At 73.2% G+C, this 15,710-nt stretch carries 10 protein-coding genes; 5 read left to right on the forward strand and 5 right to left on the reverse strand.

The window, feature by feature from the left end:
- Positions 1–41: 41 nt before the first annotated feature.
- Together KZQ38_RS22745 and KZQ38_RS22750 are read left to right on the forward strand one after the other, a co-directional pair.
- Entirely contained in the window at positions 42–1,244 is a 1,203-nt protein-coding gene (locus tag KZQ38_RS22745) for an acetyl-CoA C-acetyltransferase (protein ID WP_219444285.1), read from the forward strand.
- Positions 1,244–3,301, forward strand: coding sequence for a 3-hydroxyacyl-CoA dehydrogenase NAD-binding domain-containing protein (locus KZQ38_RS22750; RefSeq protein WP_219444287.1), 2,058 nt, complete (start codon positions 1,244–1,246; stop codon positions 3,299–3,301). Before KZQ38_RS22745 ends, KZQ38_RS22750 begins: the two co-directional genes overlap by 1 nt.
- A 45-nt stretch (positions 3,302–3,346) precedes the next feature.
- Here KZQ38_RS22750 and KZQ38_RS22755 read toward each other — a convergent pair whose 3' ends face one another.
- Both KZQ38_RS22755 and KZQ38_RS22760 read right to left on the reverse strand, forming a co-directional pair.
- Positions 3,347–6,736 carry a phosphodiester glycosidase family protein gene (locus tag KZQ38_RS22755; protein WP_219444289.1) on the reverse strand — a complete coding sequence of 1,130 codons (3,390 nt, stop codon included), beginning with the start codon at positions 6,734–6,736 and terminating at the stop codon, positions 3,347–3,349.
- A gap of 109 nt (positions 6,737–6,845) precedes the next feature.
- Complete coding sequence (locus KZQ38_RS22760; protein ID WP_219444291.1) at positions 6,846–7,841, reverse strand: AraC family transcriptional regulator; 996 nt, start codon at positions 7,839–7,841, stop codon at positions 6,846–6,848.
- Between the two features lie 830 nt (positions 7,842–8,671).
- Between KZQ38_RS22760 and KZQ38_RS22765 the strand changes: the two genes are divergently transcribed.
- Together KZQ38_RS22765 and KZQ38_RS22770 are read left to right on the forward strand one after the other, a co-directional pair.
- Complete coding sequence (locus tag KZQ38_RS22765; protein ID WP_219444292.1) at positions 8,672–9,076, forward strand: hypothetical protein; 405 nt, start codon at positions 8,672–8,674, stop codon at positions 9,074–9,076.
- Positions 9,073–10,173 (forward strand): winged helix DNA-binding domain-containing protein, encoded by a 1,101-nt coding sequence (locus KZQ38_RS22770; protein WP_219444294.1) that lies wholly within the window; start codon positions 9,073–9,075, stop codon positions 10,171–10,173. Before KZQ38_RS22765 ends, KZQ38_RS22770 begins: the two co-directional genes overlap by 4 nt.
- Before the next feature lie 151 nt (positions 10,174–10,324).
- On the opposite strand, the gene KZQ38_RS22775 is transcribed toward KZQ38_RS22770, so the two are convergent.
- Positions 10,325–10,585 carry a hypothetical protein gene (locus KZQ38_RS22775; RefSeq protein ID WP_219444296.1) on the reverse strand — a complete coding sequence of 87 codons (261 nt, stop codon included), beginning with the start codon at positions 10,583–10,585 and terminating at the stop codon, positions 10,325–10,327.
- Positions 10,586–11,069: 484 nt separating this feature from the next.
- On the opposite strand from KZQ38_RS22775, the gene KZQ38_RS22780 reads away from it, so the two are divergent.
- A complete protein-coding gene (locus tag KZQ38_RS22780; protein WP_219444298.1) occupies positions 11,070–12,098 on the forward strand; it encodes a LacI family DNA-binding transcriptional regulator in 1,029 nt (342 codons plus the stop codon).
- A gap of 199 nt (positions 12,099–12,297) precedes the next feature.
- Here the strand turns inward: KZQ38_RS22780 and KZQ38_RS22785 are convergent, their stop codons facing one another.
- Positions 12,298–14,808: an ABC transporter permease gene (locus KZQ38_RS22785; RefSeq protein WP_308258532.1), complete on the reverse strand. Its 2,511-nt coding sequence runs from the start codon at positions 14,806–14,808 to the stop codon at positions 12,298–12,300.
- Positions 14,801–15,553: an ABC transporter ATP-binding protein gene (locus tag KZQ38_RS22790; protein ID WP_219444300.1), complete on the reverse strand. Its 753-nt coding sequence runs from the start codon at positions 15,551–15,553 to the stop codon at positions 14,801–14,803. Before KZQ38_RS22790 ends, KZQ38_RS22785 begins: the two co-directional genes overlap by 8 nt.
- Between the last annotated feature and the right edge of the window lie 157 nt (positions 15,554–15,710).

Below are 15,710 nucleotides of genomic sequence, written 5' to 3' on the forward strand. Positions count from 1 at the left end.
GGGTCATGGGCTTGGAGGTCGCGGCTGCCTACCGTGGCAGCATGAGCGAAGCCTTGATCTTCGACGCGGTGCGCACGCCGCGTGGCAGGGGAAAGCGTGGTTCGCTGCACGGCGTCAAGCCGATCACCCTGGCCTCCGGGGTGCTCGCGGCGCTGGCGCGGCGCACCGACCTGGACACCTCGGCGGTCGACGACGTGGTGTTCGGCGTGGTGTCGCCGGTCGGGGAGCAGGGCGCGGACATCGCCCGCACGGCGGTGCTGACCGCCGGGTGGGACCTGCGGACGGCGGGTGTGCAGCTCAACCGCTTCTGCGCGTCCGGTCTGGAAGCGGTGAACCTGGCGGCGGCGAAGGTGGCGTCGGGGTTCGAGGACCTGGTGGTCGCGGGCGGCGTGGAGTCCATGTCGCGGGTGCCGATGGGTTCCGACGGCGGCGCGTGGATGGCCGACCCGGAGACGAACCTGGCGACGAACTTCGTGCCGCAGGGCGTGAGCGCCGACCTGATCGCCACGCTGGAGGGCTTCGGCCGGGAGGACGTGGACGCCTTCGCCCTCCGCTCGCAGCAGCGGGCCGCGCGGGCGCGGGAGGAGGGCCGCTTCGCCCGCTCCGTGGTGCCGGTGCTGGACCGCGCCGGGAACGTGCTGCTCGACCACGACGAGGCGATCCGCCCGGAGACGACCCTGGAGGGGTTGGCGGGCCTCAAGCCGTCGTTCGCGTTCCACGGCGACCTCGGTTTCGACGCGGTGGCGATCGACCGCTACCCGACCGTGGAGCGCGTCGAGCACGTCCACACGGCGGGCAACTCGTCGCAGATCGTGGACGGCGCGGCGGCGATGCTGATCGGCAGCGCCCGCGCGGGGCGGGACCTCGGCCTCACGCCGCGTGCCCGGGTCGTGTCGGTCGCGGTGGTCGGCACCGAGCCGACGATCATGCTCACCGGTCCGGCGCCGGCGGCGCGCAAGGCGTTGGACCGCGCGCGGCTGACGGTGGAGGACATCGACCTGTTCGAGGTCAACGAGGCGTTCTCCGCGGTGGTGCTGAAGTTCCAGCGCGAGCTGGACCTGCCCGACGTGAAGGTCAACGTCAACGGCGGCGCGATCGCGCTGGGCCACCCGCTGGGCGCGACCGGCTGCATGATCCTGGGCACCCTGCTGGACGAGCTGGAGCGCCGGGACCTGCACCGCGGTCTGGCCACGCTGTGCGTGGGCGGCGGCATGGGTGTCGCGACGATCATCGAGAGGGTCTGATGGCCATCCACTACGAGCGGGACGACGAGGGCATCGTCACCCTCACCATGGACATGTCGGGCTCGGCGAACGTGATGAACGCCGAGTACCACGAGGCGATGGGCGCGGCGGTCACGCGGCTGGAGGCCGAGCGGGACGGGATCACGGGAGTCGTGCTCACCTCGGCCAAGAAGACCTTCTTCGCCGGTGGCGACCTGAACCTGCTGGTCCGGCTCACCCCGGAGAACGCGGGCGAGGCGCTCGGCTTCCTGGAGGACGTCAAGCGCCAGTTGCGGCGGTTGGAGCGGCTGGGCAGACCCGTGGTGGCGGCGATCAACGGCGCGGCGCTCGGCGGCGGGTTCGAGATCGCCCTGGCCTGCCACCACCGCGTCGCGCTGGACGACGACCGGATCAGGATCGGCCTGCCCGAGGTCACGCTGGGCCTGCTGCCCGGCGGTGGCGGTGTGACGCGGCTGGTGCGCCTGCTCGGCGTGCAGCCGGCGCTGCCGCTGCTCATGGAGGGCAAGCAGTTGCGGCCGGCGCGGGCGTTGCAGGCCGGGCTGGTGCACGCGTTGGCGTCGTCGCGGGAAGACCTCATCGCGCAGGCACGTGCGTGGATCAAGGAGAACCCCGCGCCACAGCAGCCATGGGACCGGCCCGGCCACGTCGTGCCGGACGTGCGGTTCGGCGACCCGGAGGTGTACGGGCTGCTGGCCGCCGCGCCCGCCGTGCTGCGCAAGCGGACCCACGGCGCGTACCCGGCGCCGGAGAAGATCCTCGCGGCGGCGGTGGAGGGCGCGCTGCTCGACTTCGACACCGCGCTCCAGGTCGAGGGCCGCTACTTCGTGGAACTGGCCACCGGCCAGGTGGCGAAGAACATGATCTCGACGTTCTGGTTCCAGCTCAACGAGATCGGCGCGGGCGGCTCCCGCCCGCCGGGTGTCGGCGCCACCGAGGTGTCGAAGGTCGGCGTGCTCGGCGCGGGCATGATGGGTTCGGGCATCGCCGAGGTGAGCGCCAAGGCCGGCGTCGAGGTCGTGCTCAAGGACGTGACCCTGGAGGCCGCGACGCGTGGCGCGAACGGCGTGCCGGGCATCACCCCCACCGACTCGGACGCCGACCTCGCCGGCTGCGACCTGGTGGTGGAGGCCGTGTTCGAGGACCGCGAGCTGAAGAACCGGGTGCTGCCCGCGGCCGAGGCGGCGGCGCTCCCGGACGCGGTGATCGCCTCCAACACGTCCACGCTGCCCATCACCGGCCTGGCGACGGCGGTGCGCGACCCGGCGAGGTTCATCGGGCTGCACTTCTTCTCCCCCGTGCCGAAGATGCGGCTGGTGGAGATCATCCGCGGCGAGCACACGTCGGACGAGACGCTGGCGCGGGCGTTCGACTACGTGCTCCGGATCGGCAAGACGCCCATCGTGGTCAACGACAGCCGCGGCTTCTACACCTCGCGCACGTTCGGCACGTACGTCACCGAGGCCGTGTCGATGGTCGCGGAAGGCGTTCTGCCCGCGCTGATCGAGAACGTGGCCAAGCGCGCCGGGATGGCCGTCGGCCCGCTCGCGGTGTCCGACGAGGTGACGTTGACGCTGCCGCTGCGCATCCGGGACCAGGCGCGCGCCGACGACCCGGCGGGCGTGCTCGCCGAGCACCCCGCGTTCCGCGTGCTGGAGGAGCTGGTGGCACAGGGCCGCACCGGGCGGTCCGGTGGTGCGGGGTTCTACGAGTACCCGGAGGGCGGGAAGAAGTTCCTGTGGCCGGGCCTGGCGGAGTACGCGCGGGACGACGCGGGTGTCACCGAGCAGGACGTCGAGGACCGCCTGCTGTTCATCCAGTCGCTGGAGACCGTGCGGTGCCTGGACGAGGGCGTGCTGACGTCCGTGGGTGACGCGAACGTGGGCAGCGTGTTCGGCTTCGGCTTCGCGCCGTGGAGCGGCGGCACGCTCCAGTTCGTCAACTCCTACGGGCTGACCGGGTTCGTGGAGCGGGCGGATTACCTGGCCGACACCTACGGCGAGCGGTTCCGGCCGCCCGCGTCGCTGCGCGAGCGCGCCGCGAGGGGCGAGCGGTACTGACGGCGCCGGTGTGCGGGGAGCCGGGCTCCCCGCACACCGGGCCGGTCAGGCGACCGCGCGGCCCCGGTGCGGCCACGCGGTCGTGATGTCGGCGCGTCGCGTCACGCCGTTCACGGTGACCGCGACCGTCGCCTTGCCGGGCCGGATCGCCGTCAGCGCACCGGTTTCCGGGTCGAGCCGGGCGACGTGCCACGGGCGCAGCCCGCCGGGCGGTCCGATGTGGACGTTCAGCGAGCCGGTCCAGTCGGCGCTGACCGGGTAGGCCACCGGCACGTGCCGCCCGCCCTGCGCGACGGTCGCCGACACCTTGCCGGGCGTGCCGACGCGCACCGTGCCGGGCGTGGTGAGCGCCAGGTCGTCCACGTGCGGCCGGATCTCGGCGGCGATCCACTCCCGGTCGCGGCGCGGGTTCGCGTCGACGCCGAGCATCGTCCAGCCGGAGAAACCGCCCTCCGCCGGTGCCTTGCCGGAGTTGCCGTTGACCAGGTAGGGCACGCCGTCGACCCGCGACGCGTGGAACACGCCGACGTGCGAGCCGATGAACATCGCGCCCTTGCCGGTGGTGCGGCGGAAGTCGGCCAGCCAGCCCTCCACCACGTCGGCCTCCAGCCGGTCGCCGACCTGGCTGCCCTTGGTGGGCGTGGGATCACGCAGCGGGTGGTGCTCCACCACCACGACGGACTTCACCGCCCGGTGGTCGCGCAACGCCTCGCGCAGCATCGCGGTCTGGTCGAACCCGCCGCCGCGCAACGTGCCGGTGGACGTGTCGAGCAGCACGAACCGCGTGCCCTTGTGGTCGAAGACCCGGTTGGTCGCGCCGAACTCGCGCCGGAAGTTGTCGATCGTGCCGGGACCCATGATCTCGTGGTTGCCGGGCACGTAGTACCACGGCAGCGCGTCACCCAGCTCCTCCTCCAGGACGCGGCGCGCGAGCGCGAGGTCCGCGGGCGCGGCCTCGTCCACGAAATCGCCGTTGACCACCACGAAATCCGGTTTCTGCGCCTTGATCTCGCGCAGTGTGCGGCGTGCGGCGCGCACCAGGTCGCTGTCCGGGTTCCGGGCCACGAACTGCGCGTCGGACATCACCGCGAACCGCCAGTCCCGACCGCCCAGGTTCCCGTCGCGCACCACCACGCGATCGCGCACCTCGGGCGCTTCGGGCAGGTCGACGGCGGGCGGCACCTCGGCCACGATGTCGTCGACCAGCACCTCACCGGTGTACTGGCGGTCCGCCTTGGTCTCGATGGTGTAGAACCGGTTGACCCGCAACGGGAACTGCATCCCCGGCGGCACCTGCACCTCGATCCGCCGCCAGCCGGTCCACGTGATGTACGGGCCGTACAGCGAGCGGGTGAGCCCGGCGTCGTCGGTCACCGTGAACGCCGTCCACTCGCCACGCCCGTGGCCGTAGACCCACGCGCCCAGCGCCAGCGGCTGGCCCTCCACCACGATCGGCTTCGGCGGGATGGCGTAGGCGGTGCGGGTGCCGGTGGACTGGGTGAAGTCGTACGACAGCTTCAGGCCCGCGCCCGTCCGGCCCTCGGCGACCGGTGTCACCGAGCCGGAACCGCGGGCCGAGCCGAACGTCCAGGAGGCGGCGTCGCCGAAGTCCGCGATCACCTTCTCCTCCAGGCCGACGGTGACCGCGACCTCGGTGGTGTGGCCGCCGACCCGCGCGGTGACCGACGTGGCGCCGGGCTTGAGCGCCTTGACCCGCAACGCCCCGTCGTCGCCGGGCGTGATCTCGACGACCGACCGGTCGTAGCGCAGGGTGAGGTCGGCCGGTTCCACGGGCGCGGTGAAGCCGTCCCCGTCCCGACCGACGACGCCGAACGACCCGGTGCCGCCGACCTCGGGCAGGCTCAGCCGGTTGGCCGTGGCGGTGAGCCCGGCCAGCGAGCCGAGCACCGTCAGCTCCACCTCGCCACGCACGTTCCCGCGCCGTGCGACGGCTTTCGCGGTGCCCGTGCGGTGCGCGCGGAACACGCCGTCGGCGACCCAGCCGACGTCCGGGCGCGTGGAGTGCCAGGACCGGGCCTGGTCGCGGGCCGGGCCGTAGGTCTCGTCGTAGCCGTCCGCGACGAGCCGGCGGGTGAGGCCGGGGAACACGCGCTCCGGGTGGCCGCCCGCGACGGTGTCCGTGCCGGGCGCGCGACGCGGGTCGATCGCGGTGCGCGCCCAGAACCCGGTGAGCCGGCCGCTGCCCTCCGGCGCGTACAGCGCCAGGCCGTTGGGCACCGAGCGCTCACCGCCGTCGGAAGGCGTGTTCTCGACGGCCACGGCCGCTGTGCCGGGGGTGCGCGCGAGCAGGGTCGACGAGCCGCCGCCGTCGAGGTTGAGCGCGTTGTGCGCGCCCATTTCCTTGAGGATCGACGCCATGTCCTTGAGGTTCAGCCCCAGCAGGAACGGTGCTTGGCGGCCGTCCACGGTGAGCATGAACATCTTCTTGCCGTCGGCGGAGAAGCCGACCGCGGTGCGCGGGTGCAGCGCGTCGTCCGGCGCGACCACCACGCCGTCCTTGATCAGCAGCTGGTTGCCGCCGACGGCGGCCTTGATCGCGTTGCCGTCCGCGGTTTTCGTGGTGTAGTCGACGGAGACCCGTTGCCCCGGTTCGAGCGACGCCAGCACGTCCGCGCCGGCCTCGCGGCCGACCAGGACGTAGCCGTCGGACGGGATCGGGTCGTCGCCCGCCGCGGTGCGCAGTTCGACCACGACGTCGGCGCGCACCACCACCTCGGTCACCTTGGTCGCGCCGCGCACGGCGCGGGCGCGGCTGTAGGAGCCCCACAGCGGGTTGAACACGCCGACCGCGCCTGCCGCGATGGACGCGCTGTTGAGCTGCGCCAGGGGGATCGTCGTGCCGTCCTCGCGGGTCACGCGGCCCTCGAACAGGACGTCCATGACGCGGCCGATCCCGGCGGCGTCGACGCCGACCGCGCGGCGGTGGCCGGCGGCGGGCGACTTGACGGTGGCGCCGTCCCGCACGCCGACGCCCTCCGGCGCGTTGGAGTTGTTGATGTCGAAGAAGTCGCCGTTGACGGCGGCCACGGCGCGGGTGCGGCTCGCTTGCGCGGACAGGGGTTCCGCGCTGGTGACCCGGCCGGGGTGCAGGTACTCGACCCTGGTGCCGGCGGTGAGGTCGACGGTGAGCGCGTCACCACGCACCCAGCCGCCGGCGTCGCCGGGTTCGTACCAGTCGAAGGAGTCCAGGGAGACGCCCGGTGCGACCGGGCGGCTGGTGCGGGTGGTCTCGATGCGCCGCGCGGGGTCCACCGCGGACTTCGCGGCCACCGCGTCGGGCAGGTCGAGCAGCCGCACCGCCGGTGGTGGCCCAGGGTGGGCGGGTTCGGCGTGGGCGGGTTCGGCGTGGGCGGTCGGGACGGGGATCAGGGCAAGGACCAGGGTGGCCGCGAGCGGCCACGAGCGTCTGGACACAGGGTCTCCGCGGTCGGTGGAGGGGTTTCACCGGTGGCGGTCCCGTGACTCGGAACCCGTTGGGACGCGCCCGTTCGGCCGCGTCCCCGCGCGCCACCGGAGCACGCCGCTACTGGGTAACAGCTCCCGTCCGGTACGCACCAGGACTGTTGCCCGTCCACCGCTTGAACGCCCGGTGAAATGCGCTCGCCTCGGAGAAACCCAGGCGCAGCGCCAATTCCTCCACCGACTCGCCGCCGCGCACCAGGCTCGCCACCGCCTGGTCGCGCAGCAGCTGCTCGCGGACCTCGCGGAACGACGTGCCCTCGGCGGCGAGCTTGCGCCGCAACGTCGGCCCGCTCACCCCGAGCCGCGCGGCCACGTTGTCCAGGCCCACCACGCCGCTGCCGAGTTCCCGCCGCACCCGGCCGGACGCGTCCGCGCCGTAGTCGCGCCGGGACAGCAGTTCGGCGGGCGAGTCGCGCAGGAACCGCCGCAGCGCCGCCTCGTCCTGCACCACGGGCATCCGCAGGAAGCGGGTGTCGAAGGTCAGCACGGTCTCCGGCGCGGCGAACCGCAGCGGGCAGCCGTAGATCAGGTGGTACTCGGCCGCGTGCGGTGGTTCCGGGTAGGCGAGGTCGAGCGACCGCAGCGGGATGCGCCTGCCGATCAGCCACGACGAGAACCGGTGCCACAGCACCAGCAGCGACTCCACCAGGAACCGGTCCGGGTCGTCCACGCCCTCGGCGGCGAGCGTGAACCGCGCCACGCCGTCCCGTTCGGTCAGCCGCATCACCGGCCGCACGTCGAAGAGCCGGTAGAAGTCGAGGCCGCGCTTGAGGGCGTCGGCCAGGGTCGCGCAGTGCACGGCGAGCAGGCACATGGTCGGGAACGTGCCGCGCTTGCTGCGTTGTGGGCCGAAACCCATGAACTCGTCGTCCAGCACGTCCCAGAGGAGCTGGACCAGCCGGGTGTACTGGGCGGGCGTGACCCGCGCTCGGTCGTCGGCGAGCAGCGCCTCGGGGATGCCCGCGCCGGAGAGCAGGGACGGCACGTCGTGCCCGTGCCGGAGGGCGCCCCGCAGCGCGGCCCGGACGTAGTGGATGGCGATGGTGCGCGTGAGCATCGCTCACAGTGTGGCAGGACCCGGGGCACGGCCGAGTGCGACGGCGCGGTGTGGGGAGAGAGCAGTACCGCGCCGCCGCACCCGGTGGCCCACCCCAGTGAGCCGGCTCCTCGTCGATGGGGCATCCGCCCGCCCATCCACGAGGGACGATGTGGCCTTCACCACTTTAGGTGGTCTAGACCAGATGCGTCAATAGTGCGAAGAGGACCTGGCTGGATCAGACCAATACGAGGCACCTTCGGGCCGTTTCCCAGCAGTCGCGCCCCGGACGAACCCACACCCCGCGCCCGCCCACCGCCCTCCCCCCGTCTTCAGCACCCACGCCGCCGATCCGCGCGGTTCCACTCCGGCTCGCCGGTCCCACGAGCCCCGGCCCCCGCCCCGTGCGCCGCGGACCGAGAGCCGGCCCGCTTCCTCGGCACCCAACGCGGTGCCCGACCCGGTTCCCGGCCACGCCGGCCCAGCCCCCCGACCCGCGAGCGACAGCACCCGGCCCGGACGCCCGGCCGCGGTCCGCCGCGACGCCCGCGCCGGGTGCCCCACTCGCGGCGACGCCGCACCGGACCCGGACGGCCCGTCCTCGGACTCCACCGCGCCGACTCCGGCGGCAGTGGCCCCGACGCCCGTCCGGTCCGATCCGGCGACGCCCGCGCCGACCCCGACGGCCCTCCCGGGCCAGGCGGGTGGCGCCACGCCGCGCCCGACAGCCGCAGGCACGCCCCCCTCGTGCCCCGGAGTCGGGCGCGACCCCGACTCGTGCGGCACAAGAGTCCCGGAAACGCCTGACGAATCTCTGACGTCTCGCCGGCGGCGCGGGTTAGGGTCGCCGGGTGGGTGAACGGACCGGTCTCGTCGTGCTCGCCGCGCTGATGATCGGCAGCGCGGTTTTAGGGCCGTTCCCGCACCCCGTGCCGCTGCTGTTCGCCATCGCCGCCGCGGGCGCGGTGAACGCGGTCTTCCCGCTCATGCGCAGCTTCGGGTCGGCCGTCCTGGGCGGTGCCGCGGTGGCCGGTGTCGGTGTCGCGGCGGTGCCGTTCGTGACCTGTTCGACCGACCGGTTCACCGACGTGTTCACCTGCACCGGCGACGCGCCGACCTGGCACATGACCGGCGCGGTGCTCGTCGCCGCCCTGTCCGGGGCCGCGCTGGTGCTGGCACGCGCGCTCGGCGCGGCCGAGTTGGCACGGCGGCTGGCCGCGATCGAGCGTGCCGTGACCGAGGGGGCACGTCGGTGAAGCTGACCTGGCAGCAGGTCGCCGCGTGGCGCACGCGTGCGCACAGCCTGGACGTCCGACGTCCCGCGGCGGACGCGCTCGACGTGGTCTCCGAGCTGTGCGGGCTCCACGCACAGCTCATGTCCTCCGCCGAGGCCACCCTGCACGCGCGCGTCGACGGGCTCGACCCGGACTTCGTCGCCACCGCCCTGTGGGAGGACCGGACCCTCGTCAAGACCTGGTCCATGCGCGGCACGCTGCACCTGCTGCCGTCCCGCGAGTACCCGCTGTGGCAGGCCGGTTTCGCCACGTACCGGCACTACCGCAAGCCGATCTGGCACCGGAACTTCGGCATCACCGCCGAGGAGCTGGACGAGTTGCTGGACGGCGTGTCGTCGGCGCTGGACGGCGACCCGCTGACCCGGTTCGAGCTGGCCGACGAGGTGGCCGCCCGCACGTCGCCGCACATCGGCGAGAAGCTGCGGGAGAGCTGGGGCGCGTACCTCAAACCCGCCTCGTTCCAGGGTCGGCTGGTGTTCGGACCGGGTGACGGCAGGCTGGTCCGGTTCACCCGGCCCGACCGGTGGCTGCCGCCCGGCGAGCCGGCCCCGGAGGACGCCGTCGCCGAGATCGCGCTGCGCTTCTTCGCCCAGCAGGGCCCGGCGACGCGCGAGGAGTTCGCCCGGTGGTGGGGCGTGCAGCCCGCGGAGGGCGGGCGGGTGCTCAAGGCGTTGGGCGACCGGATCGCGCCCGTGGACGTGGCGGGCGAGCCGTACTGGATGCGTGCCGACCTCGTCGAGGCGGTGCGCGACGCCGAGCCGGTGACCGGGGTGCGGTTGCTGCCCGCGTTCGACCAGTACGTGGTCGCCGCGACCCGGCACGCCGCGCGGTTGATGACCGGGGGCACGCCGGACCGGGTGTACCGGCCGCAGGGGTGGCTGTCGCCCGTGCTGCTGGTGGACGGCCTCATGGCCGGCATCTGGAACCGCGAGGAACGCGGTGGGAAAACCACCGTCACCGTCGAACCGTTCCGCTCGTTGTCCGCACGGGCGCGGAAAGCGGTGCTCGCCGAGGTGGCGCGGACAGCCGGGTCGGCCGAGGTGGACTGGGTCGACTGAGACCTGTCGATCAAGCGGTACTGTGCTGCCGTTCGCGCCGAAGCGCAGCAGTGCGCCGCTACGAGACTCGGAGGTCGGCTGTGCGGGTGCGGTGGGCGGCCGGCGGCCTGGCCGTGGCGGCGTCGGCGCTGACCGGCGTGCTGATCGGCGTCTACATCGACGGCCTGGACCGCCCCAAAGCCGAGCCACCGCCGTCAACCTGGATCACCCGCCCCTCCCCCTCTTCCTCCGCGCCCACCACCACGACGACCAGCGCATCGACCACCGACCCGATCGCGGCGGCGACCACCGCCCGAGCGACGTCCTCCGCACCACGCACCACGGTTCCTCCCCCGCCGCGCGGGACCACCGAGGAGCCGACAGCGGAGTCCCCGACGTGGACCACGACCACCACGACCAAGACCCGCCACACGGAATGGCCCTGCGGCCCCCTCAACCCCTTCCCCCCACCGCGCTGCGACGACTGAGGGGCCGGGTTCGGTCGGCTGGTCGAGGTCGGCGAACCGACGACAGCACCCCCGATGACAGGGGCCGGACGACGATGGCCCGGGCGGCCCGGCGGCCCCAGCGCGGCGGAAGACCGCTAACTTTCAGGCAACCTCCCTGAAAGTTTCCCAGCTCGCTATCTATCAGGCAGGCTCCCTGAAAGTTTCGGGCCTCGCTAACTATCAGGCAGGCTCCCTGAAAGTTCCGCGAGCGCCGGACCGCCGGGCTCGCGACCGCCGAACCGCCACCCGCCCCGCGATCGCCGACCCGGGGTGGCCCAGTGCGCGGGCAGCGGTTCGGGAGCGGTGGTCGGCGTGTTGGCGGATGATCGCCACGGCGGCCGTGAAAGCGCTCTCACCAGGGGCGGGCCGGTTAAGCTGGTTCGGTTCCGAAGCGAGGAGTTGGTCGTCGTGTCCGTCCAGTCGCACCCCGGCCGGCCGACCCTGGAGGACGTGGCGGCGAAGGCGGGGGTGTCCCGCGCGACCGCGTCCCGGGTGTTGAACTCGTCGCCCCGGGTCAGTCCGGAGGCGCAGGAGGCTGTGACGGCCGCCGTGACGGCGCTGGGCTACCAGCCCAACCAGGCGGCGCGGGCGCTGGTCACCCGGCGGACCGGTGCGGTGGCCGTGGTGTTCTCCGAGCCGGAGCCGAAGATCTTCGCCGATCCTCATTTCGCGTGGCTGATCCGCGCCGCCGCCCGGTCGCTCGCCGACGCGGACGTGCAGATGGTGTTGCTGCTGGTCCACTCGCCGGAGGACATGGCGCGCGCCCGGCGGTTCCTCGCGGGCGGGCACGTGGACGGCGCGCTGGTGTTCGCGCCGCACAAGGGCGACCAACTCCCCGCCGCCGCCCGGAAGCTGCCGCTGCCCGTGGTGTACGCGGGCCGACCGTGGGGCCCGCTGCGTGGCCTGCACCTGGTCGACCACGACAACGAGGGCGGCGGTGTGCTGGCCACCGAGCACCTGATCGCCCTGGGCCGCAAGCGCATCGGGTCGGTCACCGGGCCGCTGGACGAGCACTCGGCGGTGGACCGCCTGGCGGGCTGGCGCGCCGCGACCGGCGCGTCGGACGAGGACGTCGCGCTCCTCACCGAGGACGGCGGGTTCTCCCGCGAGGGCGGCAAGCGCGCGATGGCCGCACTGCTGGCCCGGGTGCCGGACCTGGACGCGGTGTTCGTCGCGAGCGACCTGATGGCGGACGGCGCGCTGGAGGCCCTGCGCGCGGCGGGCAGGCGGGTGCCGGAGGACGTCGCCGTCGTCGGCTTCGACGACCACCCGGCGATCGCCCCGCACACCACCCCGCCGCTGACGACCGTCCGCCAGGACACCGGCGACCAGGTCAAGCACATGGTCACCCACCTGCTGCGACTGCTCCGCGAGGAACCGGTGCGGGCGCGTCGCGAGGTGCTGCCGACCGCACTGGTAACCCGGGGCTCGGCCTGACACGCGGACGACGCGGGATTCGGCCCCACGCGGCATTCCGCCGACGCGGGGCCGGCCCGGCCCTCGCCCGGGTCGGCCCCGCACCTGGAGTAGAGGGCCGGGCCACGCGGTCGTGACGCGTGCCGCGCGAAATTCCTGTGAAGCCGGACACACGGACGGCCCGCTCCGCACGCGGAACGGGCCGTCCGGCTCCCCCGGGTTACGCCTCGGCCATCCCTGCCACGACCGAGGTCCGGGCCGCGCGCCGCGCGGGCAGCGCCGCGGCCAGCACGGCAGCCACCACCGCCGCGCCGAGCATGGCGGCGATCTGTCCGAACGGGACGGTCAGCACGACCGCCACCGCGTCGGTGGACACCGCCGTCGTGATCACCCAGCCGAACCCGACGCCGAGCACCAGGCCGATCGCCGCGCCCATCACGGCCATCAGGACCGATTCGACCACCAGCATCAGCCGCAACTGGCCCCTGGTCAGGCCGAGCGCCCGCAGCAGCGCCGACTCCCGCGTCCGCTCCAGCACCGACAGCGTCAACGTGTTGGCGATGCCGAACAACGCGATCACCACGGCCAGGCCGATCATCGCCCACACGAACGCCAGCACCTGGTCGAGCTGCTTGTTGAGCTGCTCCTTCGTCTCCGCCGCCGAGTCCAGCACGGCCAGCGGCGAGGTGTCGGTGACCTGCTCGACCGCCGCGCGGCTGTCCGCGACACCCGGCTTGAGCTTCACCATGATGCTGTCGTAACCGGCCAGCTCGGGGTTCAACGCCTTCGCCGTCTCCAGCGTCACGACGCCGTCGCCGAGGCGCTGGCCGGTGACGATCGCGACGACCTTCAGGTCACCCGACCCGTTCTCGGTCTTCACGGCCTTCGTGGAGCCGACGGTCAGCCCTTCCGCCTTGGCGTAGTCCGACCGCACGGCGATCGTGCCCGCCTTCAGGTCGGCCAGCGACCCGCTCTCCACCTTGGGCCGGAACAGGTTGCCCAGCGAGTCCTGCGCGACGGCGACGAAGTAGGCGCCTTCGCCGACGACCTCCGCGGTCGGCGCGACGCGCTCCACGGCGGGCGACGCGGCGAGCTGGGTGGCCAGTTCGGCGGGCAGCAGCCGGCTCGGCACCGACGACGTCACCGTGTAGTCGGCGGGCATCCGCTCGTCGATCTGGGCGTTGGCGGTCTCCTTGGCGCTGTTGGCGACCACCGTCACCATCGCCACGATGGTCACGCCGATCATCAGCGCGGCCGTCGTCGCGGCGGTTCGCTTGGGGTTGCGGCCGGCGTTGGCCGACGCGAGCTTGGCGGGCACCCCGAACAGGGCGCGCGGCACCACGCCGAGGGCGCGGTTCACCGGGCCGACCAGCAGCGGGCCGAGCACCAGCACGGCGGCCAGCACGATCATCGTGCCCGCGCCGGTCACCATCATCGCCGCCTGCTCCTCCAGGCCGAGGCCCAGCACGATCACGCCCGCGCCGCCGACGCCGAGCAGCACCGCGAGCAGCACGCGCAACCGGCCGGTCCGCGACACCTCCTCGCTGCTGTCGGGCTGGCTGCGCAACGCCGCCACCGGCGGCACGCGGGTCGCCCGCCGGGCGGGCAGCACGGCCGCGAGCACGGTCACCAGCACACCGACGCCAAACGCCGCGAGCACCGTCGTGCCGGTCAGCGGGAGCTGGACCGACGGCGAGGCGCCGCCGGTGACGAACCCGCCGATCAACTGCTGGAGCAGCGCGGACACGCCGAGACCGCCGAACAGGCCGATCACCGACGCCGCGAAGCCCATCACCACGGCCTCGGCCAGCACGCTGCGGAACACCTGCTTGCGGCTCGCGCCGACGCACCGCATCAACGCCAGCTCCCGGGTGCGCTGCGCGACCAGGATGGTGAACGTGTTGTAGATGACCATCGCCGCGACCACCAGCGCGATCACCGCGAACGCCAGCAGGAACGCGGTGAACTCCGCGGCCTGCGAGCTGATCGACCGCAGCGTGTCCGCGGTCAGCTCCTCACCGGTCTGCACCCGGAGACCGGTGCCCTCCAACGCCTTCGCCACGGCGTCCGTGACCTGCTGCTGCGTGTAGCCGTCGGCGGCGACGCCGACCGCCTGGTACGCGAGCCTCTCCGGGTCGAACGACTGGAAGGCTGCGGGCGTGAGCACCAGGTGGTCCGCGCCCGACATGGACATCTCGCCCACGCCCTGCTGGTAGGTGCCGACGAGGGTGAACTCGCGCTTCTGCTCGTCCTTGCCCAGCAACGTGACGGGACCGCCCACGGTCAGCTTGGCCGTGGACGCGGTCCGCACGTCCACCGCGACCTCGTTGTCCGAGGCGGGGTAGCGGCCGGTGGACAGGTCGTACTCGCGCAGCTTCTCGGTCGACCCGAGCGGCACCGCCAGGGCGGGCTTCGCCTTGCCGGCGGACGTGATCAGCGGCACCGGGACGAACCCGCGAGGATCCGCGCCCGCAACACCGGGTGTCCGACGGATCTTGGCCAGCTCTTCCGCGCCGATGCCCTTGGCGTCACCGGACATGGTGACGGCGAAGTCGACGTTGCGCGCGCTTTTGGCGAACTCCTCCCGCATCCCGGCGCTCATGGCGTCGCCGAGCACCAGGGTGCCGGTGACGAACGCGACGCCGAGGGCGATCGCGACCGACGACAGCACCAGGCGGGCGGTGCGGGCCTTGATGCCCGCGAGGATCGTGCGCAGCATCAGCTCACGCACCCAGGTGCTTCAGGGCGGACAGCACGGAGTCGGCGGTCGGGTTGTCGATCTCGCCGGCCAGGTGGCCGTCGGCGAGCAGCACCACGCGGTCCGCGTACGAGGCGGCCACCGGGTCGTGCGTCACCATGATCACCGTCTGGCCGAGCTTGCGCACCGACATCCGCAGGAAGTCCAGGACCTCCGCGCCGGACCGCGAGTCCAGGTTGCCGGTCGGCTCGTCGGCGAACACCACGTCCGGCTTCGCGACCAGGGCGCGGGCGCACGCGACGCGCTGCTGCTGGCCGCCGGACAGCTCGGTCGGCTTGTGCCGCAACCGCTCCCGCAGGCCGAGCACGTCGACGATCGTGTCGAACCAGGCGCGGTCGGGCTTGCGGCCCGCCAGTTCCAGCCCCAGCAGGACGTTCTGCTCCGCGCTCAGCGTGGGCAGCAGGTTGAACGCCTGGAACACGAACCCGATCCGGTCGCGGCGCAGCTTGGTGAGGTCCTTGTCGCCGAGCGAGGTGATCTCGGTGCCGGCGATGTGGACCGTGCCGCCGTCGACGTTGTCGAGACCGGCCAGGCAGTGCATCAGGGTGGACTTGCCGGAGCCGGAGGGCCCCATGATCGCGGTGAACTTCCCGGCCTCGAAGGCGACGCTCACGCCGTCCAGCGCCCGGACGGCGGTGTCGCCCTTGCCGTAGACCTTCACCAGGTTCGCGGCAGCTACAGCGGTGCGCGTTCCGACGTCGGACACCAGTGCGGACATGCTCCCTCATTCCCTCTGCTCAAGCGGACAGGGGAAAACTATGGGCCGCGCACGTGCGCGGTCGTCACCACGGCGGCGGAACCCCGCATCCGCCTCGGGTATGACCCGCCCTAGTCCCGAGGTCGGGCCGGCCCCACCTGCACGGGTGGGGCAGGCA

This window comes from Saccharothrix obliqua, from assembly GCF_019375475.1.
GTDB classification, from domain to species: Bacteria; Actinomycetota; Actinomycetes; order Mycobacteriales; family Pseudonocardiaceae; genus Actinosynnema; species Actinosynnema obliqua.

What these genes read in the sequence shown, in the direction of transcription:
- KZQ38_RS22745 (WP_219444285.1), top strand. Translation starts at nt 42, where the DNA reads ATGAGCGAAGCCTTGATCTTCGACGCGGTGCGCACGCCGCGTGGCAGG.
- KZQ38_RS22790 (WP_219444300.1), bottom strand. Translation starts at nt 15,553, where the DNA reads ATGTCCGCACTGGTGTCCGACGTCGGAACGCGCACCGCTGTAGCTGCC.
- KZQ38_RS22750 (WP_219444287.1), top strand. Translation starts at nt 1,244, where the DNA reads ATGGCCATCCACTACGAGCGGGACGACGAGGGCATCGTCACCCTCACC.
- KZQ38_RS22760 (WP_219444291.1), bottom strand. Translation starts at nt 7,841, where the DNA reads ATGCTCACGCGCACCATCGCCATCCACTACGTCCGGGCCGCGCTGCGG.